Annotated in this window: 15 protein-coding genes, 1 other RNA gene, 3 pseudogenes and 1 other annotated feature; of the genes and pseudogenes, 13 read left to right on the top strand and 6 right to left on the bottom strand. The window is 63.5% G+C overall.

Going from position 1 to position 22,806, the window contains the following annotated elements; genetic code table 11:
- Nucleotides 1-50: 50 nt before the first annotated feature.
- From KWO_RS14360 to KWO_RS14345, 3 genes are all read left to right on the top strand, one after another.
- Nucleotides 51-1,481, top strand: a complete 1,431-nt coding sequence (locus tag KWO_RS14360) for a replicative DNA helicase (protein WP_010380278.1) — start codon at nt 51-53, stop codon at nt 1,479-1,481.
- A 102-nt stretch (nt 1,482-1,583) separates the two neighbouring features.
- Nucleotides 1,584-3,002 carry a cryptochrome/photolyase family protein gene (locus KWO_RS14355; protein WP_017113227.1) on the top strand — a complete coding sequence of 473 codons (1,419 nt, stop codon included), beginning with the start codon at nt 1,584-1,586 and terminating at the stop codon, nt 3,000-3,002.
- A gap of 271 nt (nt 3,003-3,273) precedes the next feature.
- Complete coding sequence (locus tag KWO_RS14345) at nt 3,274-3,999, top strand: YiaD family glycine zipper/OmpA-like lipoprotein (protein ID WP_010380273.1); 726 nt, start codon at nt 3,274-3,276, stop codon at nt 3,997-3,999.
- A gap of 864 nt (nt 4,000-4,863) precedes the next feature.
- On the opposite strand, the gene KWO_RS14340 is transcribed toward KWO_RS14345, so the two are convergent.
- A complete protein-coding gene (locus KWO_RS14340) occupies nt 4,864-5,898 on the bottom strand; it encodes an XC_2801 family transcriptional regulator (protein ID WP_010380270.1) in 1,035 nt (344 codons plus the stop codon).
- Between the two features lie 127 nt (nt 5,899-6,025).
- On the opposite strand from KWO_RS14340, the gene KWO_RS14335 reads away from it, so the two are divergent.
- The 6 genes from KWO_RS14335 (at nt 6,026) to KWO_RS14310 (ending at nt 13,755) form a co-directional block, all read left to right on the top strand.
- The gene (locus KWO_RS14335) at nt 6,026-6,253 is read left to right on the top strand and encodes a hypothetical protein (protein WP_010380268.1); all 228 of its coding nucleotides are present in this window, start codon (nt 6,026-6,028) and stop codon (nt 6,251-6,253) included.
- A complete protein-coding gene (locus KWO_RS14330) occupies nt 6,250-7,023 on the top strand; it encodes an SDR family NAD(P)-dependent oxidoreductase (RefSeq protein ID WP_017113226.1) in 774 nt (257 codons plus the stop codon). Before KWO_RS14335 ends, KWO_RS14330 begins: the two co-directional genes overlap by 4 nt.
- Nucleotides 7,020-8,210 (top strand): efflux RND transporter periplasmic adaptor subunit, encoded by a 1,191-nt coding sequence (locus KWO_RS14325; RefSeq protein ID WP_010366317.1) that lies wholly within the window; start codon nt 7,020-7,022, stop codon nt 8,208-8,210. Before KWO_RS14330 ends, KWO_RS14325 begins: the two co-directional genes overlap by 4 nt.
- Nucleotides 8,211-8,388: 178 nt before the next feature.
- A complete protein-coding gene (locus KWO_RS14320; protein ID WP_017112790.1) occupies nt 8,389-11,565 on the top strand; it encodes an efflux RND transporter permease subunit in 3,177 nt (1,058 codons plus the stop codon).
- A gap of 40 nt (nt 11,566-11,605) precedes the next feature.
- Complete coding sequence (locus KWO_RS14315; RefSeq protein ID WP_010366320.1) at nt 11,606-12,337, top strand: SDR family oxidoreductase; 732 nt, start codon at nt 11,606-11,608, stop codon at nt 12,335-12,337.
- Nucleotides 12,331-13,755, top strand: a complete 1,425-nt coding sequence (locus tag KWO_RS14310; RefSeq protein WP_017112791.1) for an efflux transporter outer membrane subunit — start codon at nt 12,331-12,333, stop codon at nt 13,753-13,755. Before KWO_RS14315 ends, KWO_RS14310 begins: the two co-directional genes overlap by 7 nt.
- Nucleotides 13,756-14,017: 262 nt before the next feature.
- Here the strand turns inward: KWO_RS14310 and KWO_RS14305 are convergent, their stop codons facing one another.
- Nucleotides 14,018-14,992, bottom strand: coding sequence for a GGDEF domain-containing protein (locus KWO_RS14305; protein WP_010380258.1), 975 nt, complete (start codon nt 14,990-14,992; stop codon nt 14,018-14,020).
- 94 nt (nt 14,993-15,086) lie between these two features.
- Here KWO_RS14305 and KWO_RS14300 point away from each other — a divergent pair, with 94 nt between their 5' ends.
- Nucleotides 15,087-15,392: a hypothetical protein gene (locus tag KWO_RS14300; RefSeq protein WP_010380256.1), complete on the top strand. Its 306-nt coding sequence runs from the start codon at nt 15,087-15,089 to the stop codon at nt 15,390-15,392.
- A gap of 193 nt (nt 15,393-15,585) precedes the next feature.
- Here the strand turns inward: KWO_RS14300 and KWO_RS14295 are convergent, their stop codons facing one another.
- Nucleotides 15,586-17,241, bottom strand: coding sequence for a sensor domain-containing diguanylate cyclase (locus tag KWO_RS14295; protein ID WP_010380255.1), 1,656 nt, complete (start codon nt 17,239-17,241; stop codon nt 15,586-15,588).
- Between the two features lie 197 nt (nt 17,242-17,438).
- Between KWO_RS14295 and KWO_RS14290 the strand changes: the two genes are divergently transcribed.
- Nucleotides 17,439-17,687, top strand: a complete 249-nt coding sequence (locus KWO_RS14290) for a hypothetical protein (RefSeq protein WP_010380253.1) — start codon at nt 17,439-17,441, stop codon at nt 17,685-17,687.
- A 98-nt stretch (nt 17,688-17,785) separates the two neighbouring features.
- On the opposite strand, the pseudogene KWO_RS14285 reads toward KWO_RS14290, so the two are convergent.
- Nucleotides 17,786-19,009: pseudogene (locus KWO_RS14285) on the bottom strand (IS3 family transposase).
- Nucleotides 18,615-18,731, bottom strand: a sequence feature (AL1L pseudoknot). Its footprint overlaps the pseudogene before it by 117 nt.
- Here KWO_RS14285 and KWO_RS23055 point away from each other — a divergent pair.
- A complete protein-coding gene (locus KWO_RS23055; protein WP_309546598.1) occupies nt 18,932-19,225 on the top strand; it encodes an integrase core domain-containing protein in 294 nt (97 codons plus the stop codon). The pseudogene KWO_RS14285 and the gene KWO_RS23055 overlap by 78 nt on opposite strands.
- A 7-nt stretch (nt 19,226-19,232) precedes the next feature.
- Here KWO_RS23055 and KWO_RS14275 read toward each other — a convergent pair.
- Together KWO_RS14275 and ssrA are read right to left on the bottom strand one after the other, a co-directional pair.
- Nucleotides 19,233-19,625, bottom strand: a pseudogene (locus KWO_RS14275) (integrase); the annotation flags it as partial.
- Between the two features lie 107 nt (nt 19,626-19,732).
- Nucleotides 19,733-20,129, bottom strand: a transfer-messenger RNA (tmRNA) gene (gene ssrA / locus KWO_RS14270).
- Between the two features lie 134 nt (nt 20,130-20,263).
- Here ssrA and KWO_RS14265 point away from each other — a divergent pair.
- Nucleotides 20,264-22,712: pseudogene (locus KWO_RS14265) on the top strand (S8 family serine peptidase).
- The last annotated feature ends 94 nt before the right edge of the window (nt 22,713-22,806 follow it).

Below are 22,806 nucleotides of genomic sequence, written 5' to 3'. Positions count from 1 at the left end.
CGATGACTATGCTTCCTGCCCTCGTCTCCCCGCGTCAGGTTTGTTTGTCCATGTCCGCTCGTCCTGGTTTCCGTTCCAAGCGCAATCGCGATCGCGACGACGACGATTACGATCGTCCCGAGCCGCGTCTGGACCAGTTGCGGGTGCCGCCGCATTCGGTCGAGGCCGAGCAGGCGGTGCTGGGTGGCTTGATGCTGGCGCCGGACGCGTTCGACCGGGTCAACGATCAGCTCACCGAAAACGACTTCTACCGACGCGACCATCGGCTGATCTACCGCGCCATTCGCGAATTGAACGAAAAAGACCGTCCGTTCGATGCGGTGACGCTGGGCGAATGGTTCGAATCACAGGGCAAGCTGGAGCAGGTGGGCGATGGCGCCTACCTGATCGAGTTGGCCAGCACCACACCGTCGGCGGCCAACATTGCCGCGTATGCGGAAATCGTGCGCGACAAGGCGGTGCTGCGGCAGCTGATCGAAGTTGGCACCACGATCGTCAATGACGGTTTCCAGCCGGAAGGCCGCGAGAGCGTGGAGCTGCTGGCCTCTGCAGAAAAAGCGGTGTTCAAGATCGCCGAAGCCGGCGCACGCGGGCGGACCGATTTCGTCGCAATGCCGGGCGCCTTGAAGGACGCCTTCGAAGAGTTGCGTAACCGCTTCGAAAACGGCGGCAATATCACCGGCCTGCCGACCGGCTACACCGATTTCGATGCGATGACCGCCGGCTTGCAGCCGACCGATCTGATCATCCTTGCCGCACGTCCGGCGATGGGCAAGACCACGCTGGCGCTGAATATCGCCGAATACGCGGCGATCAAGTCGAAGAAAGGCGTGGCGGTGTTTTCGATGGAAATGTCGGCCTCGCAGCTGGCAATGCGTCTGATCTCTTCCAATGGCCGCATCAATGCGCAGCGCCTGCGTACCGGTGCGTTGGAGGACGAGGATTGGGCGCGCGTGACCGGCGCGATCAAGATGCTCAAGGAAACCAAGATCTTCATCGACGACACCCCGGGCGTATCGCCGGAAGTGCTGCGTTCTAAGTGCCGCCGCCTCAAGCGCGAACACGACCTGGGCCTGATCGTCATCGACTACCTGCAGCTGATGTCTGTGCCCGGCAACAGCGAAAACCGCGCGACCGAAATCTCGGAAATTTCGCGTGGCCTCAAGGGTCTTGCGAAGGAACTCAACGTGCCGGTGATCGCGTTGTCGCAGCTCAACCGCTCGCTGGAAACGCGTACCGACAAGCGCCCGGTGATGGCCGACTTGCGCGAATCCGGCGCAATCGAGCAGGACGCGGACATGATCGTCTTCATCTACCGCGACGATTACTACAACAAGGAAAATTCGCCGGACAAGGGCCTGGCCGAGATCATCATCGGCAAGCACCGCGGCGGTCCGACCGGGTCGTGCAAGCTCAAGTTCTTCGGTGAATACACCCGGTTCGACAATCTGGCGCACGATTCGGTGGGCAGTTTCGAGTAAGCGCAGTGGACCCGCTGGGCGGCCACCCGTCGCCCGGCATCGCGCCATCGTTGCGCCCGCTGGCTTATGCTGCGCAGCCTCATCGTTCGCTGCCGAGTTCGTATGTCATACGCCATCGTCTGGTTCCGTCGCGATCTGCGTCTGGAAGACAACCCGGCTTTGCGTGCCGCACTCGACGCCGGGCACCACCCGATTCCGCTGTATATCGACGCACCGCACGAAGAAGGCGAATGGACGCCCGGCGTCGCATCGCGCACCTGGCGGCATCGCTCGCTTGCAGCGCTGGATGATGCGTTGCGTGCGCGTGGCAGTGGCTTGGTCATCCGCGCCGGCGATAGCGCACAGGTGCTGGATGAGGTGATCGCGCAGACCGGCGCGGTAGCGGTGTATTGGAACCGCAAATACGAACCGGCCACGCAGCCGCGCGATGCGCAGATCAAGCGCGCATTGCGCGAGCGTGGCATCGAGGCACAGAGCTGCAATTCCGCATTGCTGTTTGAACCGTGGCAGCTGTCCACGCAGCAGGGCGGCCCGTACAAAATGTTTACGCCGTTCTGGCGCAATGCGCTGACGCAGCTGCACTTGCCCGCCGCCGTGCCTGCGCCGCGCAGCCTGCCGCCGCTGCCTGCGGCGTTGAAGACGGATGCACTCGACACGCTGCAGTTGGTGCCCAGCTTGAACTGGGACCAGGGCTTCTGGGAGCACGGGCAGCCTGGTGAAGCCGGCGCCCACGAAATGCTGGAGATCTTCATCGATGGCGCGCTGTCCGGGTATCGCGAAAACCGCGACCGCCCCGATCGCGTTGGCACCTCGCAACTCTCGCCGCATCTGCACTTCGGCGAGATCGCGCCGTGGCGCATTGCCAGCACGCTGGAAGCGCGTCGCACTGCGCGCAATGGCGCAGAAATCGATGGCTATATCCGCCAGCTGGGCTGGCGCGATTTCGCCTATCACCTGCTGCATCACTTCCCGGACACCACCAACCAGAACCTCAATCCGCGCTTCGAAGGATTCGACTGGACGAAGGTCGATCCGGTTGCGCTGCAGGCCTGGCAGCGCGGCCGCACCGGCATTCCGATCGTCGATGCCGGCATGCGTCAGCTCTGGCACACCGGCTGGATGCACAACCGCGTGCGCATGATCGTCGCCAGTTTTTTGTGCAAGCATTTGCGCATTCACTGGATCGAAGGCGCGCGCTGGTTCTGGGACACGTTGGTGGATGCGGACCTGGCCAACAACACGTTGGGCTGGCAGTGGGTGGCCGGCACCGGCGCCGATGCAGCGCCCTATTTCCGCGTGTTCAACCCGGTGACGCAGGCGGAAAAATTCGATCCGCAAGCCACGTACATCACACGCTGGGTGCCCGAGCTGGGCAAGCTTGCGGTGAAGGAACGCTTTGCGCCCTGGCTGCACCCGTTATCGTTGGCGCGCTTTGCGTCAGAGTACCCGCGTGCACCGATTATTGGCCTGGCCGAAGGGCGCGATGCGGCACTGGCAGCCTATGCGAAATCGCGCGCTTAGTCGCTGCTGAATGATGCGCGTGTGCCTGTTGCTACAGCGCGCGCCGCGTCGTCCCAAAAGATATTACGGGGGCAGGGAGCGCATGTATTTGCGGGCATGCGCTGGCGAAGTTGATGGCGCAATGTGGCGTTTTCATGCCGAAAACGTTTTCCTGAATGACGTACCTGCTACGCGTTTGTTTCGGCGCTTTCATCATGCGGCAGTCGCGTGGGCCTGTTTATCCTCGCGCACACGAATTGAGTGCCGGATGGTCCGGCCATAGGAGAACATCATGTCCCCAGCAGCCACCAAGAGTCTTGCCGTTGCCCTGGCTAGCGCCATTGCGCTGTCCGCCTGCGCCACCGGCGGCTCGTATGTGCAGCGTGATCAGTACGGCGACCAGACGCAACAGCAGAATCGGACCGGCCGCAATGCGCTGATCGGTACGGCTATCGGTGTGGCTGCGGGCCTGCTCACCGGCGACAGCGCCACCGAGCGTCGTCAGCACGCAATGGTCGGTGCCGGTATCGGTGCGCTGAGCGGCGCGGCAATCGGCCAGTACCAGGATCGGCAGGAGCGCGCGTTGCGCGAGCGCACCGCCAACACCGGCATCGAAGTGCAGCGTCAGGGCGACAACATCAGCCTGAACCTGCCGGACGGCATCACCTTCGACTTCGGCAAGTCTGCATTGAAGCCCGAGTTCTATACCGCGCTGAACGGTGTGGCCTCCACGCTGCGCGAGTACAACCAGACCATGGTGGAAGTGGTTGGGCACACCGATAGCGTCGGTAGCGATGCAGTGAATCAGCGCTTGTCCGAAGAGCGCGCCGGTGCAGTGGCGCAGTACCTGACAGCGCAGGGTGTGCAGCGCGAGCGCATGGAAACCATGGGCGCGGGCAAGCGTTATCCGATTGCCGACAACAACACCGATGCCGGCCGCGCGAAGAACCGTCGCGTCGAAATCCGCCTGATTCCGTTGCGTGCCGAAGGCGCTGCCAGCAACACCGGCATGCGTTGAGTGTGATGCAGTGAATCGCGGCGAGTCGGATGACTCGCCGCGATGTGCTGATGTATTGAAAACAGGTCGCGGAAGCGGCCTGTTTTTTGTGCTGCATGGTGTGATCAAGGGCAGCTAACTCAATCGTTTGGGTTTAAAGCGGCTGGTCTGCATGGTTTTGAGGTCTCGATCCTTCTTGCGTTCGGCTGGTGCGTCTGCGGAACTGTAGAACTTCAAAACTGCGCATCTGAGTGTTGCTGTAGGGCCCTTGCCCGCTCACCATCGCAGGACACGCCGCAACGACGTCCATGTCAGCTCCGTGGCGGCGTCCGCCAGGGGTCCCGCGACGGTGAGCGGGCAAGGACCAGTCGCGATGGTCGGTGTGTTGATGCATGCGATGGGCGACGTTCGCTGGTTAGTGGCGAGTTGCGGCTAGTTCGCAGTGCCCAAGCAACAAGCCGGTCTTCACCATTCCTTCAACGTTGGCGCGTCGCCATCCTGCGTTTCGCTTGGGTAAAACGAGCACTTTTTCTCGAAGCAATGACCAACGTGCTGGTGCGGTGCCTTGCCGATTGCGGGACCGTTGGCGGCATGGATGCCGCCATCGCGCCCCCATGGACGGGTTTACGGCGTGTCACGCGAGTGGCCAGGCACCGCACGCCCGACTAAGTTTGCTTTCGCGCATCAGGTGATCGCATGCAACGACACCACGACTGACGTCTCTTCTTCCCAACTCACCACTCAGTGCAGTGAGATCATTTGCAAAGCAGCCGATCTGTCGTCGGCTGTACGCAACTTGGTGACAGAGATGCACTCACGCAGCTACATCGATGAACTTGCGGCCTGCGCCAGACGGCTCACACCATCGGCGCATTCGATCCGGCACTACGCCGTGACATCTTCCAGAATGCGCTTGCCCTCGGCGCGCAATTTCGCGTCTGCGCCCACGTGGACTTTCGCGTCGTTATCGGCCTTTTGTGCGGCCAGACGGGCAGGGCATTGCGCCATCATGTAGTCCGCGTCGAAGTTCATGCGCGTTACCAAAAAGTCCACGAACGCACGTACTTTTGGCGACACCAGGCGCCCGCCGGCGAACACCGCGTTGAAGTCCACTTCCGGTCCGGTCCAACCGGCCAGCACGCGCCGCACCAGGCCCGATTGCACGAACGGTTTCGCCATCACATCGCCGGTCAGCAACAGGCCTTCGCCGCATAGCACTGCGCCGTTGAGCGCGGCCGGATCGTTGGCCACCATCAGCGGATTGACCGGAAAATCGCGCACATCGCTGCCATCGCTGAGCGACCAGAAGAAGCGGTTGTTGTGCACGTTGCGGTTCTTGCGCAAAGCGAGTGTGCGATGGAATTGCAATTCATCCGGATGCAGCGGCTCGCCATAACGTTCGATGTACGACGGGCTGGCGAATACCTGCGTGCGCAAGCTGCCGAGCTTGCGCGCCACCAGATTGGAATCGGGCAGGGCACCGACGCGCAAGGCCAGATCGGCTTCGCCGCCGATGAGGTCCAGCTTCTCGTTGCCCAGATGCATGTCCAACTGGATTTCCGGGTATTGCGCGTGGAATTCGCCCAGCAATGGCGCGATCCAGGTGATGCCCAGCGAATACGGCACGGTGAAACGCAACCAGCCGCGCGGGCCGGATTGCAATTGCCCCACCGCGCTTTCGGCTTCTTCCAGTTCGCGTGAGATGCGCTGGCAATGCTCGTGATACACCGAGCCGGCTTCGGTCAGGCCGATGCGGCGCGTGGTTCGGTGCAACAGCCGCGCACCCAACCGGGTTTCCAGTTCTTGCACCTTGCGGCTGACGGTGGTCTTGGGCAGCCCAAGCGCGTTGGCGGCAGCGATGAAGCTGCCTTGTTCGACCACCTTGACGAAGATCAGGGTGTCGTTGAGATCGTGAGTCATGGGACGCCTTCCGGGGTCAGGAGGGATTAGACCGCTTGCGGGACGATTATTCCCCTAAATCCAGACTAATCAAGTGCTGCTTTGAAGCCTAACTTATGCGGCATCCCCTCCATGCAGGAGCACGGCCATGTGGTTGTGCAAGGTTTTCGGCGCCTCTTCCAATTCCCGCAGTGCCATCGAAAGTGCCTTCGATCCGGTCGTTTCCGCCGGAAATCGGTCTCGCAGCAGCGTGTCGCGCGAATTCTCCAGCTCGCCACGACGCCAGGCTGGCGGCGCGCCGGCGCAGCGGACTGGACTGCAAGCGCGCTGGGTGCAGCGCGGAATTGTCCCGATCTCGAGAGTGAAAGTCCCATGATTGGGATGGTCCAAGCCGAGACGGCCGTCATCGGTGGCGCGGGCAACGTGGGCGCGGGCATCGTCGCTGCGCTGCTCGACGCCGGTATGCCGACCGTGGTGATTGGACGCGACGCCGCCAAGCTAGACGCCCTGCGCGCGCAGCATGGCGACTCGCCACTGCTGGACATCGTGCAGGGATCGGTGGCCGACGATGCGTCCGCGCAGCGCCTGGCCACAGAGCTGGCACAGCGGCACCGACCGCTGGGCGCGGTGATCGCAAGCCTAGGTGGCCCGCCCAAGGCCGGGCGTCTGCTGGATCGGCCGGTGGCCGCGCTGCGTCGCCGCCTGGAGCGCGACGTGCTGCCGCATCTGGCCGCCGCGCGCCATCTGCTGCCATTACTGGCCGAGGCCGATGGCGGTGGCCGCTATCTGCTGCTCGGTAGCCCGTGCGCGCTGCGTGCCTGGTCGGCGCATGGCGATCGCTCGGTTGCCGCCTCCGCCACCCGCATGCTCGCGCAGGTGTTGCACGAGGAAGCCAAACCATTGGGCGTCCGCGTGCATCTGCTGTCGGTCGAGCAGCCGGTGTGTAACCCCGGCCGCGCCAAGGACGCGTGTCCGGAATGGATTCGCGCCATCGATGTCGGTCGCGCTGCCGTTTCCCTCATTGCCGGGCCTGGCCAGCCCGGACAAGCCATCGTGACCGTCAGTCGTCGCCCGCCGGCCGCACCGTCGGCGAGCCGGCTCGCCGGTCTGCAATTTCCCATCCCCACCCGAGAGATTTCCCCATGACCACGAACGCCACCCCGTTCCGTTTTCCCTTACGTACCGTGTTGGCGGGCGCCGTGCTCGCGGTCGTGCTCGCCGGCTGCGGCAGCAAGGCCGCCGAGACCGGCGCGCCGCCGCCGCCCAGCGTCAGCGTCGCGCCGGTGTTGACGAAGGAAATCAGCCAGTGGGACGAATTCAGCGGCCGCATCGAGCCGGTGGAAAGCGTCGAGCTGCGTCCGCGCGTGTCCGGCTACATCGACAAGGTCAACTACACCGAAGGTGCCGAAGTGAAGAAGGGCGATGTGCTCTTCACCATCGACGAGCGTAGCTACCGTGCCGAGTTCGCGCGTGCCAATGCCTCGCTGGTGCGTGCCCGTACCCAGGCCACGCTGGCACGTAGCGAGGCAGCGCGTGCCCGCAAGTTGTCCGAGCAGCAGGCGATCTCGACCGAAACCTGGGAGCAGCGCCGCGCTGCCGCCGATCAGGCCGACGCCGACCTGCAGGCCGCCCAGGCCGCGGTGGACACCGCCAAGCTCAACCTGGATTGGACGCGTGTGCGCGCTCCCATCGACGGCCGCGCCGGGCGTGCGATGGTGACCGCCGGCAACCTGGTCACGGCTGGCGACAGCGCCAGTGTGCTGACCACCCTGGTGTCCTTGGACAAGGTGTTCGTCTATTTCGATGCCGACGAAGGCACCTTCTTGCGCTATTCGCAGATGGCCCGCAACGGCGAGCGCCCCGACGAACGTGGCGGCGAGTTGCCGGTGCGCATCGGGCTGGTTGGCGAGCAGGGCTTCCCACATACCGGGCGCGTGGATTTCCTGGACAACCAGGTGACCCGCAGCACTGGCACCATCCGCGTGCGGGCGGTGCTGGATAACGCGCAGCGGCAGTTCACGCCGGGGTTGTACGCGCACGTGCAGTTGCTGGGCAGCGGCCAGTTCAAGGCGATGCTGGTCGATGAAAAGGCCGTACTGACCGACCAGGACCGCAAGTACGTCTACGTGGTGGACAAGCACGGCAAGGCGCAGCGCCGCGATGTGGAGCTTGGCCGTAGTGCAGATGGTCTGCGCATCGTGCGTAGCGGCCTGGCTGCCGGTGACCGCGTGGTGGTCGATGGCGTGCAGAAGATCTTCATGCCCGGCATGCCGGTGGACGCCAAGACCGTGGCCATGGCGCCGGCGGCGGACAAGCGCACCGCTTCCAATTAGATATCGCCAACGCACGTTGCGCGCCGTCGTGCCTGCCCGGCGACTGCGCACCACCTGCCACGGCTGTACTGATTCATCGCTGCATCGCACCCCATGACTGCCGGCCTCGTCATCAGGCCGGCCCGGGCCCGCTGTGCCGCGCCGCCACCCGGCGGCAACCTCTTTCAGGACCATCCCAATGGACTTTTCCCGTTTTTTCATCGACCGGCCGATCTTTGCCGCGGTGCTGTCGATCATCATCTTCGCGGCCGGCTTGATCGCCATGCCGTTGCTGCCGATCAGCGAATACCCCGAAGTGGTGCCGCCGAGCGTGCAGGTGCGCGCGGTGTATCCGGGCGCCAATCCCAAGGTCATCGCCGAAACCGTCGCCACGCCGCTTGAGGAAGCCATCAACGGCGTGGAAAACATGATGTACATGAAGTCGGTGGCCGGCTCGGACGGCGTGCTGGTGGTCACCGTGACCTTCAAGCCTGGCACCGATCCGGACCAGGCGCAGGTGCAGGTGCAGAACCGCGTCAGCCAGGCGCAGGCGCGTCTGCCCGAAGACGTGCGCCGGCAGGGCGTAACCACGCAGAAGCAATCGCCGACGCTGACCATGGTCGTGCATCTGACCTCTCCCAAGGGCAAGTACAACTCGCTGTACCTGAGCAACTACGCCACCTTGAAGGTCAAGGACGAGCTGTCGCGGCTGCCGGGCGTGGGCCAGATCCAGATCTTCGGTGCCGGCGACTACGCCATGCGCATCTGGTTGAACCCGGACAAGGTGGCCGCGCGTGGGCTCACCGCCAGCGATGTGGTCGCCGCCATCCGCGAGCAAAACGTGCAGGTCTCCGCCGGCCAGCTCGGTGCCGAGCCCATGCCCAACAAGAGCGATTTCCTGCTCTCGATCAATGCGCAGGGCCGCCTCACCACCGAAGAAGAGTTCGGCAATATCGTCATCCGCAGCGGCAACAGCGGCGAGATCGTGCGCTTGAGCGATGTGGCGCGTCTGGAGCTGGGCGCCGGTAACTACACCTTGCGTTCGCAGCTGGACAACCAGAACGCCGTGGGCATGGGCGTGTTCCAGTCGCCCGGTGCCAACGCGATCGAATTGTCCGATGCGGTGCGCGCCAAGATGGCCGAGCTGCAAAAGCAGTTCCCGCAGGACATGGCGTGGTCGGCCGCGTACGACCCGACCGTGTTCGTGCGTGACTCGATCAGCGCGGTGGTGCACACGCTGCTGGAAGCGGTGCTGCTGGTGGTGCTGGTGGTGATCCTGTTCCTGCAGACCTGGCGCGCCTCGATCATTCCGTTGCTGGCAGTGCCGGTGTCGGTGGTCGGTACGTTTGCCGCGTTGTATCTGCTGGGCTTCTCGATCAATACGTTGAGCCTGTTCGGCTTGGTGCTGGCGATCGGCATCGTGGTCGACGACGCGATCGTGGTGGTGGAAAACGTCGAACGTAATATCGAAGAAGGCTTGAGCCCGCTGGCTGCGGCGCATCAGGCAATGCGCGAAGTGTCCGGGCCGATCATCGCCATTGCGCTGGTGCTGTGCGCGGTGTTCGTGCCGATGGCGTTCCTGTCGGGCGTGACCGGTCAGTTCTACAAGCAGTTCGCGGTGACCATCGCCATTTCCACGGTGATTTCTGCGATCAACTCGCTGACCTTGTCGCCGGCGCTGGCAGCGATGCTGCTCAAGTCGCACGACGCACCGAAGGATGGTCCGTCGCGGTTGATCGACCGTTTGTTCGGCTGGTTGTTCCGCCCGTTCAACCGTTTCTTCAACACCAGCTCGCACAAGTACCAGGGTGCGGTGTCGCGTGCGTTGGGCAAGCGTGGTGCCGTGTTTGTGGTGTATCTGCTGCTGTTGGTGGGTACCGGCTTCATGTTCAAGGTGGTGCCGGGCGGCTTCATTCCGACTCAGGACAAGCTGTATCTGATCGCCGGCACCAAGCTGCCGGAAGGTTCGTCGCTGGAGCGCACCAATGAGGTGATTCGCCAGATCACCCGGATCGCGCTGCAGACCGAAGGCGTGGATCACGCCATCGCGTTCCCCGGTTTGAACCCGCTGCAGTTCACCAATACGCCCAATACCGGCACGGTGTTCCTGACGCTCAAGCCGTTCAGCCAGCGCAGCCGGACTGCCGCGCAGATCAATGCGGAAATCAATGCGCGTATCAGCCAGATCCAGCAGGGCTTTGCGTTCGCCTTCATGCCGCCGCCGATTCTGGGCTTGGGCCAGGGCTCGGGCTACTCGCTGTACATCCAGGACCGTGCAGGTCTGGGCTATGGCCAGCTGCAGAGCGCGGTGAATGCGATGTCCGGTGCGATCTCGCAAACGCCCGGCATGCAGTTACCGATCGGTACCTACCAGGCCAACGTGCCGCAGCTCGACGCCAAGGTCGACCGCGACAAGGCCAAGGCGCAGGGCGTGCCGCTGACCAACCTGTTCGACACGCTGCAGACCTATCTGGGTTCTTCGTACATCAACGACTTCAATCGCTTCGGTCGCACCTATCAGGTGATCGCCCAGGCCGATGGACAGTTCCGCGACAGCGTCGAAGACATTGCCAACCTGCGCACGCGCAATGCCAACGGCGACATGGTGCCGATCGGCAGCATGGTCACGTTGGGCCAGACCTACGGCCCGGACCCGGTGATCCGCTACAACGGCTACCCGGCCGCCGACCTCATCGGCGAAGCGGACCCGCGCGTGCTGTCGTCCACCGAAGCAATGCAGAAGCTGTCCAGCATGGCGCCGCAGGTGCTGCCCAACGGCATGAACATCGAGTGGACGGATCTGAGCTATCAGCAGTCCACGCAAGGCAACTCGGCGTTGATCGTGTTCCCGATGGCGGTGTTGCTGGCGTTCCTGGTGCTGGCCGCGTTGTACGAAAGCTGGACCCTGCCGCTTGCAGTGATCCTGATCGTGCCGATGACCTTATTGTCTGCGCTGTTCGGTGTGTGGCTCACCGGTGGCGACAACAACGTGTTCGTGCAGGTGGGCCTGGTGGTGTTGATGGGCCTGGCGTGCAAGAACGCGATCCTGATCGTGGAGTTCGCTCGCGAACTCGAAATGCATGGCAAGGGCATTGTTGAAGCCGCACTGGAAGCCTGCCGCCTGCGTCTGCGTCCGATCGTGATGACCTCCATCGCCTTCATCGCCGGCACGGTGCCGCTGGTGTTCGGCCATGGCGCCGGCGCCGAAGTGCGCTCGGTCACCGGCATCACAGTGTTCGCCGGCATGCTCGGTGTGACCTTGTTCGGCCTGTTCCTGACCCCGGTGTTCTACGTGGCGCTGCGCAAGTGGGTGACCCGTCGCGGGCCCGCGACGCCGCCTGCGGTTGCGCACGATCACCTGCACGTCAACGCCTAAGCGCGTTACATCCCCCTACAGACATTCGAAGGACTTAGACATGAGCAACACCAAGATCGCATTGGTCACCGGCGCCACCCGCGGCATCGGCCTGGAAACCGTTCGGCAATTGGCCGCCGCCGGCGTGCATACGCTGCTGGCAGGCCGCAAGCGCGACGACGCAGTGGCCGCCGCACTCAAGTTGCAGGCCGAAGGTCTGCCGGTGGAGGCTATCCAGCTCGACGTCAACGACGAGATCAGCATTGCTGCCGCAGTGGGCACGGTTGAGCAGCGTCATGGCCACCTGGACATCCTGATCAACAACGCCGGCATCATGATCGAGGACATGCAGCGCGCCCCGTCGCAGCAGAGCCTGGAGGTGTGGAAGCGCACCTTCGACACCAACCTGTTCGCCGTGGTCGAGGTGACCAAGGCATTCCTGCCGCTGCTGCGTCGCTCGCTGGCCGGGCGCATCGTCAACGTGTCGAGCATGCTCGGCTCGCTGACCCTGCATACCCAGCCGGGCTCGCCGATCTACGACTTCAAGATTCCCGCCTACGACGCCTCCAAGAGCGCGGTCAACAGCTGGACGGTGCATCTGGCCCATGAGTTGCGCGACACCGCCATCAAAGTCAACACCGTGCATCCGGGCTACGTCAAAACCGACATGAACGGTGGTGGCGGCGAAATCGAAGTGGAGCAGGGTGCGCATAGCAGCGTGCAGATGGCGCTGCTCGACGCGCACGGTGCCACCGGCAGCTTCACGCATTTGGGAGAAGTGTTGCCATGGTAAGAAACTTCCTGAGCGTGGCCCTGGCCGCGCTTGTGCTCAGCGGTTGCGCGGTCGGGCCGGATTACCGTCCCGATCCGCCTGCCGCCGTGACGCTTCAAGGCGCGCAGGATCCGGCGTACAGCGCCGAGTCGCCGGTAGGTAATTGGTGGTCTCAGTTCGACGACCCGGTGCTGGAGCAACTGGTGCGCGACGCCTTGTTCGCCAACCACGATCTGCGCATCGCGGTGTCGCGCGTCAAGCAGGCACGCGCGGTGTTCGTCGAACGCCGTCTGGATCAGGCGCCGCACATCACCGCGCAAAGTAGTTTCGATCGTCGCGAACAGCAGCAGGTGGTCGCCGGCAATCAGCGCTTCCTCACCGAGCAGACCACGCTCGGTCTGGATGCGGCCTGGGAGCTGGATCTGTTCGGTCGGCAGCGGCGTGCATCGGAGGCGGCGCGTGCCGACCTGGATGCCGAGCAGGCCAATCTGCAGGACGTGCAGGTCACCGTTGCAGCCGAAGTGGCGCGCAATTATTTCCAATTGCGCGGCACCCAGAAGCAGTTGGAGGTCTCCAAGCGCACGCTGGCCAACCTGCACGACACCCAGAAGTTGACGCAAACGCGTTGGGACCTGGGTGCCGGCAGCGAGCTGGATGTGCAGAGCAGCCTGGCGCGGTTGAAGGCGATCGAAGCGGATATTCCATTGCTGGAAACCGCAGAAGCGCAATACCGTCATCGCCTGGCCGTGTTGCTCGGCCAGCAGCCGGATGCGCTGGACGCCACCCTGGTTGCGCGCACCATGCCCGCGTTCGCGCGCCCGCTGCCGCTGGGCGATACCGCTGGCTTGCTGCGTCAGCGCCCGGATGTGCGCGTTGCCGAACGTCGATTGGCGGCAGCCACCGCGCAAGTGGGCGTGGCCACTGCCGATCTGTTTCCGCGCATCAGCGTAAGCGGCTTTGTCGGCTTCCTGTCCGGCGATGCGGCCCGGTTGACCGAGGGCAACGCCAAGGCATGGTCGATCACCCCATCGATCAGCTGGGCCGCCTTCGATTTCGGCACCGTGCGTGCGCGCTTGCGTGCCAGCAAGGCGCAGGCCGAAGGCGCGTTGGCGCAGTATCAGCAAGCCGTGTTGCTGGCGCTGGAAGACACCGAAAACGCGTTGATTGGCTATGGCCGCCAGCAGGCACGTCTGGCCATCGTGGTGGAGCAGGCCAAAGCGGCGCGGCGTGCCGAGCAGTTGGCGCAAATCCGCTACCGCGAGGGCTCGGAAGACTTCCTCACCCTGCTGGATGCGCAACGCACCCAGCTGGCCGCCGACGATGCGTTGGCGCAGGCCGAAGCGGCAGTGAATGTCGGGGTGGTCGGCGTGTACAAGGCGCTCGGTGGCTGGAAGCAGGACCAAGCACCTGCGGCACCGGTGGCCGTGGTCAACCGTTGAACGATGCAGGCGGGGCGGCCAATGGGTCGCCCCGCGGTTTGGTTGTTGCGATAGAGCGATAGGCAGTTGGTTGTGATCCAACGCGATTACGCATGACCGTTGGCAAGATCGGCCGTGCCTCCGTCGACGTGCGTTCGCTCACGCCGGGCTTCGCGCTGCTACCGACACGGTCGACAGCGCAACGTATCCGTGACCGATTGCTTTCACTCCATCTGCCGCGTGCGTCTGCATGCGCAGTCGCATGGACGCTTACTGGTGGCGCTTAGTCGGCAACCCGTGCGCTATCGCGGCCGCTGTTCTTGGCCAGATACAGCGCTGCATCGGCACGCGAGAACCAGTCTTGCCAATGCGTTTCGCCGTCGTGACGTGCCGCACCCAGCGAGACCGTGATACGCCCGCCTGGTCCGCGCAGGCCGGTGCGAATCACCTTGCGCAAGCGTTCGGTGGCCGCTTCCAGTTCCGCCAGCGAACCGGCACGTAGCAGCACTACGAATTCTTCGCCGCCAAAACGGAACACCTGATGCGGTTCGCGCACTTCGAAGCGCAGGATGGTGGCCAGATCCGAGAGCGCCGCATCGCCTGCGGCATGCCCGTACAGATCGTTGACCTCTTTGAAATGATCCAGATCCAGAATGATCAGGCTGTTGAGCCGGTCGTGCGGTTGGCGTTGATCGATCTGATGGGTGAGTGCGCGTTCGAGCATGCGGCGATTGGGCAAGCCCGTCAGCGCATCTAGAGAGGCCAGCTCTTCCAGATGCACGCGGTCGTCCTGCATCCGCAGCGAAAACGCGTAGCCCACCGCCAGCGTCACCAGTGTCACCACAATCGTCGACACGCCCTGGCCAGGGCTGGTGATCAAACCGGGCAAGAACAGCAATGCCGCCAGCAGTGGCAAGCTCAACAACACCGCGCGTCGCGGCCCGCACAATAAATAATTGGTGGCCAGGACCGGGAACAGCCAGGGCAGGGCGCCGTCGCCACCGGTCCAGCAAGCCACCAGGCACCCGCCGACATTGATCGACGCCAGCCACACGCCGCCGGCGCCGGTGTCTTCGGCACTGCGCATCTGCCAGCCGCGCCATATCGCCAGCAAGCCGAGCGAGGTGGTGACCAGGCAAGCAACCACCTGACCAGTCATGGCCAGGTACACCGCATAGAGGCAAAGCAACAGCGCAGTGATTGGCCCAAGCATCTTGACGATGCCGAGGCGGAAATCCCGCCGCAGGTGAAGGATCACAGGAAAGGTTCTGTAGGAGTCGGCAACATTATCGGCGGGGTGTCGTCAAAGTTGAGCGTGTCTTCATCTGCGCGTCGGATAGGAAAATGAAGCGTTGCAGCGCAAGGTTTCGCACATCCTTGACGGCCTTGCCGCAACCGTGTCGTTTTGGTCGTCGGAGTCTGCCATGCCCACCCGCGAAGAACTCGAGATGCGCCTGGACGCGTTGCAGGAACAGTTGCCGAAGTTGTCTGCAGATGAAGATGCGGACTTCGACTATTTGGATTTCCAGGCGCGTGCCGAAGCGATCATCAGCAGCGCGACCCAGGACGATGCAGCCTATGTGCGCACGCGCATCGATGGCATGCTGGCCGGCGCCGGCCTGATTCCTAGCGATGACGCTGGGCACTCCTGCGGTTGATGTTTCGCCCTACGTGCGAGTTCGTATGATTTATAGATCATCACTGCAATGCGCTTGGGTGAATGACGCAAGCGTCATCGTGCAGTCGCTCGCGCCTAGAACCGCTTGGCGCAAGCGCTTGATGCGGGCGCAAAAATCGACCACATAACCGATGTCTTTGCAGAAGGTCAGCGAGCACGCGTGACGCCTGCGCTCAGGCCGCGGTTGCGAGCACGTGCGCACTCACGACCTGATTGCGGCCACCCTGTTTGGCGCGATACAGCGCCTCGTCCGCCCGCTGCAGCAACTGCGCCACGGTGCCGGCGTGATCGGGGAAGCTGGCCGCGCCGAACGATGCGGTGACCTTGGGCAGTGAGACGCCATCGCCCATCACCTGCAAAGCCTCGATGCCGACGCGCAGCTTCTCGGCCATCATGCAGGCGGTAAGCAGATCCACCTCGGGCAGGATGATCGTCAATTCTTCGCCGCCGTACCGGCAGCAGATTTCCTCGCCACGCGTCTGCGACAACAACAACGCGCCGATGGCCGCCAGCACGCGGTCGCCGCCGCTGTGTCCATGCAGGTCGTTGAACTGCCTGAAGTGATCCACATCGAGCATCAGTACCGACAGCGGCAGCACCCGACGCGTACAGCGCGCCAGTTCGTGATTGAGGGTTTCTTCCAGATAACGGCGGTTGTACAGACCTGTCAGCGGGTCGCGGATCGATTGCTGGCGCAGCGTTTCGCGCAAGCGCAGGTTGTGCAGCGCCAACGACAGTTGTTCGGCTGCCGCCTCGGCGACGGTCAGCGACGCGAGGTCGCTTGGATCTTCGCTGCGCAACGCCAGCATTCCCAATTGCGTGCCTTGCGCCGACAGCGGAATGCAGGCCGTGCCCGCCTGCGGCGGGAGATTGACGCCGGCATGCTGGCACAGCATGCCCTGGCTGGCGTCCATCACCACATGGGTGCGGTCGCGACGCAACGCCCAGCAGTTGTCCGGTGCGATGCTGGCACCGGCGTCGTCGGCCATCGCGCCCCAGGCGACGACTTGTTCGGCGCGGTCGCGCGAGGCACGCAGCAGGTACACCGCGCCTGCTGCACCTGGCATCAGCGGCGCGATCGTGCGGGCAGTGACTTCCAGCGCTTCTTCGGCATCGCGGCAGTTCTGCAGCAATCCTGAGTAGCGCGACAGCGCCTCCAGACCCGCAGAGGTGCGTTCAAGCGCCGCAAACGATTCGGTCAGACGCTCGCTGGTATGGCTGGCTTGGTCTTCGGCGCGCGTACGCCGTTCCAGCTCGCGCGACAGCAAGCGGTAGGCCAGCAGCATCACCAGCAGCCCGCTGACAATGCCGATCACGGTCACCCACAGCACCCATTGCGCACTGCGCGTGGTGGCGTCGTTACGAAGTACCAACTGCCGACGCTCCAGCTCCGCCATGGTTTGCACTTGGCGGCGCAGCGACGAAGAGGTCTGGAACATGCCGCGCGCAATCGAGGTGCGTGCGCCGTCCAGGCCCTGCGTGCGATAGCTGTGCAATAGATCGTCGATCTGCACCAAGCGCCCATCCACCAGCCGGCTGAGCGTTGCGACATTGCGCTGCTGCTGCGGGTTGTCCTGCACCAAGGCATCCAGCCGCACGAGACGTTCGGGCAAGCGGCCGATCGCATCGGCATAGACCCCTAAAAAGGCCTCGTTGTCGGTTAGCACATAGCCGCGCACCGACGATTCCGCCGACAGAATGCCGGCCTGAATCTCATCGATGCTGGCAATCACCTCCTGCGTATGCGTCACCCAGCTGGCATCCGACAGCGACTGCCGCGTCGTGAAATAACCACCCACGCCGATCAGCACAAAGATCAGCCCGCCCACCAGCAGTGCCCCGGCAGCGCGGCGTTTCGTTCGTTTAGTTACCACCGCGTTCCCCGGCACGATTGTCTGGTCGAGGCCGATGCAAGGCGCGTGCCTACGCTTCACTCTGCTTACTGAGTCAGCTGGCAGACGGCACAGCGCGCCCGGTCGCAGCGACGTGGCGGTATCCTCCTAGGCACCTATTCAGAAGAACGCCCGTGGTCATTTTCCTAGGTAATTACCAGCTCACCTGTCACGCCGCCAAGGACGACACGCTCGCCCACGGCTGGGTTGCCGGCTGGGATGTCGCGCAGATCGGCGTCGGCCGGGCCGCGAATTTGGCAGGTGCGGCGCTCTCGTCAACCTTCCCCGACCACCGAAGCGCCATGGCCGCCGCCCGCATCGCCGGCATGGTCACGCTCGAAGCCATGTACGCCAAGGCGCAAGAACAGCGCGAACACGCCTGAGCGCCCGATCCTGAATGCTGGCACGCGGTTTGCTCCGACGTGCTCAGGACGCCGCCGAGTGAACCGCCCCGGTTTTGTCGGAGGCCGTTTGGTTTGAGTCAGGCCGCCTCGGCCTGACCGGTTTGCTGCCGATCATAAGCCGCTTCGGCTTCCGCTGGCGGGATGTATCCGATCGGCCCCAACAGGCGTTTGTGGTTGTACCAGGGCACCCAGTCCAGCGTGGCCAGTTCCACCTGCTCGCGATGGCGCCACGCTCTGCGGTGGATCACCTCGGCCTTGTACAGTCCGTTGATCGTCTCGGCCAGTGCGTTGTCATACCAGTCGCCCACGCTGCCGACCGACGGTTCTATCCTGGCCTCGACCAGCCGTTCGCTGTAACGGATGCTGAGGTATTGCACGCCACGGTCGCTGTGGTGGATCAGTGTCTGCTCGTCGCTTCGCTGCCGGGCATGTACGGCCTGCTCCAGCGCGTCCAGGACAAAGTCCGTCGTCATTGAACCGGACACCTTCCAGCCCACGATACGGCGGGCGTACACATCGACCACGAAGGCCACGTACACCACCCCTTGCCAGGTCGACACATACGTAAAATCGCTCACTCACAGCGCATTCGGTCGCGCGGCATGGAACTGCCGGTTGACTCGGTCCAGGGGGCACGGCTGCGCCTTGTCGCTGTACGTGGTCCTGGCTGCCTTGCCGCGCACCACCCCACGCAGGCCCAGCCGGCACATCAACCGCTCCACCGTGCACCGCGCCACCTCCACGCAGTCGCGCCGCAGCTGTCGCCAGACCTTGCGCACGCCGTAAACGCGGCGGTTGTCTTCCCCAGATCCGCCCAATGGCTGCGCACAGCTGCGTGTCTGCCTGCGCACGCGCCGACGCCCTGGAGGGATCGGCACGCCGGGCCGCATGCAGGTAGTACGTCGAGGGGGCGATCGGCAATACCTTGCAGATCGGCTCGACCCCGTAGACATTGCGGTGTTCGTCGATAAACCCCGTCATGGCTTGAACCGGCGGTCGAGCTCCGCCTGGGCAAAATACGCTGATGCCTTGCGCAGGATCGCGTTGGCCTGCCGCAACTCCCGCACCTCGCGTTCCAGCGACTTCATTTTCTCGCGCTCGGACGTGCTCAGCTTCTCACGCCGCCCCTGGTCGCGCTCGGCCTGCCGTACCCAGTTGCAGAGCGTCTGCGCCGTGCAACCGATCTTCCCGGCGATCGATGCGATCGCCGCCCACTGCCAGGTGTGATCCTTCTGGTGCTCAAACACCATCCGCACCGCTTGCTCACGAACCTCTGGCGAATCCTTCATTGCTTTGCTCATGACTCCATCCTCTCAAGAGTTGGAGCCTGCGGGAATCCCGGGGCGGCTCAGATCCGATCGCTGAAGGAGCAGTGCGTACACCGGCATCGCTTCGAGAGCCAAACCCACGCGCTGCGCGTGATTGCTGACTGGATCGCCTTCAACCAACAGCGCTCTCATCAGGCACTGAAGATGATGACCCCAAACGCGGCCTATGCCGCTACATTAACCGCATGACCTGTGCAGAAACCGGTGGGTCATTACATTTCACAGAAGCCAGTTGCTGAAAGGGGAGGTATTTCTGTGCGTCCAGCAGCCGCGCATGATCGTCTGCTCTGTTGGCAGAGAGCTCCACGCCACCGACCTTGATGGTGTAGGGGCGTGCTTCGTTCCCTTGCAATGCGGCCAGAGCCTGGCTCAGCAAATCGTCCTGCATGCCCTCTCCCTGCCGCATCCGATCGAATGCTTCCGAGAGTGCCACAGCAGTTCGTGTTACGGCCAAACGGCCAGCATCACCAAGACACAAGCGAACGGGACGGACCAGGTAGCGCGAGCCGATGAGGGCTTGAAGGTCAGTCGGGACGAAGAAGCGCACATACAGCCCAGCAGGGCGGCGCAGAAAATACGGCTTCGGCACGGGGTTTGATACCTCGTTTGATACCTAACGCAGGCTCAAACTGAACATCAAACCCCGGGCCTAACCTTCGCGAAATCAAGCACTTACTGCTCTTTTCCGCGATCAGATGGTGGAGGTGGGCGGAATCGAACCGCCGTCCGGAAGCACTCCATCCCCAGCACTACATGCTTAGCCCTCCGTTAGATCTCATTCCCAGGCAGCACGGTTGGCAAAGCGCACCTGGAAACCAGCCTGCTTTATCTAACCGGTAGCTGACAGGCAGCCACTACCGATGGTTCCGTGATAATGACCCTACACCTACGAGCACGGGCACAAGTAGGTTCGGGGGTTCGCCTTAGGCGGCTGTAGAACTACAACTAAAGCCAATTAAGCGGCGATAGCGAAGTCCGAACCGTAGTTGTCATCGTTGGCAACTAAAAGTTTGCTGCTGGATTAACGAGGAAAGCTGCCCCCTCGGCATGCGCCAAGCGACTTCGCGACCCCCGTCGAAACCAGTGCACCCCCGGGGAAAGCTTTAAAACGCTGACTCGCCCAGTGTAGGGATCGGCGCGCCCTCTCACAAGTGGCGAGATGCGAAGCGCTTACAGTGGCTTCAGTCCGTACCGAACGGAACAATCTGCAAACGAAGGAGCGATGCGATGGCGACAGGCAAGCCCCCACGTTCGACGCCTGCGCGCGCAGCACCGCGCAAGGCGGCTGCAAGCACGGAAAAACCGGCACGGCCGCGTGCAAGGCGCGCGCAGCAGGCCGAGCCGCAGGAGCCCAGCGTGACCCGCGTGCAGGGCAAGGCGCGCACGGTGATTTACATCCATGGTATCGGCAACAAGCCGCCGGCCGATGTGCTGCGGTGTCAGTGGGACAAGGCTTTGTTCGGGCGGCCGATGGGCGAGCGCACGCGGCTGGCGTACTGGGTCAATCGCGAGCGCTATCCGGTGGCCGAGCCAGGCAATTGCGATGCGCGCGATGTGGGGCCGGCGCTCAATCAGAGCGTGCAGCGCGCCCTGAGCACGCTCGGCCCGGTAACGGGCGAGCAGGCCCCCCACCTGTTGGCCGATGCGCTGGCGCAGAGCGAGCAGGAACGCGCGGATCTGCATCAGTTGTTGGACGAACTGGAGGGGGCGTCCGCACCCGGCAGCGTACAAGCCATGGGCGCCATCGATGCGATCAACCGGGTGCTGCTACGGCTGATTGCCGCTGCGTTGTTGCAGGACGTACACGACCTGTTCTTCGTGCCGGAGCGTGCGGCGCTGATGCGCGAAAGTCTGGCGCAGCGGCTGCGCGCAGGGGGCGGGCCGTTCGTGGTGGTGGCGCATAGCCAGGGCTCGATGATCGCCTTCTAATGTGCTGCGCCAGCTGAAGGCCGCCGACTGCCAGGTCAGTCTGTTCGTCACTCTGGGCTCGCCACTGGGGTTGCCGCAGGTGCGCAGCATGTTCAAGCGCTGGACCGGTACGCGCAAACTGCCGTTTCCCGAGTGTGTGCAGCGCTGGATCAATGTTGCAGAAACGCGCGACGCGATCGCGCTGGACCCGGATCTCACCGACGACATCGCCAACGCAAAAGGACGCTTCGAAAATTTAGCCGCTGCGCGCTTGAATCCGGACTGGCAGCACAACCCGCATTCGGGCTCTGGGTATCTGTCGATTCCGCAGGTGCGCGCCGCGGTGCGCCAGGCCGTGGGCGTGGGCTTCGATCAGCCAGTGTCCAATGCGGTGCTGATCAAGGATCTGAGCGAGCAGCTCGAAGCGCATGGCCCGGAGCACCGACACGACGTGCTGATCGAACTGGATCGCCGCGTGTTGGGCAACGACCCCGCCGGTGTGCGCGCACTGCTGGTACAGCACGTGCGCGAAGCCGCTGCACGCACCACCGGCCTGAGCGGCGATGCGCTGGATGAGGCGATCGAACTGGAAGACAGTCTGCAGCGTTTCGTGTCTGCGCGGCTGACCCGATTCGAGATCGAATTGCTGCAGGATCGCTATCGCGCGTTGGGCTTTCGACGGGTGTGGCGCGACGCCGGCAAACGCGCGTTGATCCATGAATCCGGCAATGTGCTGCATTCCGATGCGGCGCGCACGGCGTATCGCGCGCGTGGTCAACAGATTGGGTGGGCGGTACTGGATACCGGCATCGCGGCCAGTCACCCGCATTTTTTCGTCAAGGGCGAGCGCGACAACGTGGTGGCGCAGTGGGACTGCACGCGGCGTGGTGCGCCCAAGCGACTAACCCGTGCCGACGGCGCCACGTTTACCCGGCTCGATCGGCATGGCCACGGCACGCACATTGCCGGAATCATTGCCGGTGAGTGTCGCGCTTCGATTACCGATGCGAGTGGTGCGCCCGGCCGCACACTGGAATTTGCCGGCATGGCGCCCGACACTCAGCTGTACGGCTTCAAGGTGCTCGACGATGCCGGAAATGGCCGCGATTCGTGGATGATCAAAGCAATCCAGCAGATCGCTGCAATCAACGAGCGCGCCGGCGAGCTGGTCATTCATGGCGTCAATCTGAGCCTGGGTGGCTGCTTCGATCCGGAGAGCTACGGCTGCGGGTTTACACCGCTGTGTAACGAATTGCGCCGGTTGTGGCGGCAAGGTGTGCTGGTGGTGATTGCTGCCGGCAACGAAGGCCTGGCCTGGTTGATGCGCAACGATGGCGATGCATATGCGGCCAACATGGATCTATCGATCAGCGACCCTGGCAATCTGGAAGACGCCATCGTGGTCGGCTCAGTGCACAAGAGCAGCCCGCATAACTATGGCGTGTCGTATTTTTCCTCGCGGGGGCCCACCGCCGATGGTCGCAGCAAGCCGGACGTGGTCGCGCCAGGGGAAAAAATCCTCTCGGCCTACTACGATTTCGACCCGAACGATCCGGCCAGTTTGATGGTGGAAATGAGCGGCACCAGCATGGCCGCACCGCATGTCTCCGGCGTGCTAGCGGGTTTCTTATCGGCGCGCCGTGAGTTCATCGGCTTCCCGGACCGCGTCAAGCAACTGCTACTGGACACCAGCACTGACCTGCAGCGCGACCGCTATGTGCAGGGCAGGGGCGTGCCGAATTTGATGCGGATGCTTGGAAAGACGTGAGGAATTGGGAGTGGGGAATCGGGAATTGTAAAAGCGGCGTAGCGTGCACGACCTCAGTTCGCGCTCAGGCAGCTACAACGCCGGCCGGCGCGGG

It is taken from the genome of Xanthomonas vasicola pv. musacearum NCPPB 4379 (assembly GCF_000277895.2).
GTDB lineage: Bacteria > Pseudomonadota > Gammaproteobacteria > Xanthomonadales > Xanthomonadaceae > Xanthomonas > Xanthomonas vasicola.
This window is presented reverse-complemented; position numbering and strand designations above follow the sequence as displayed.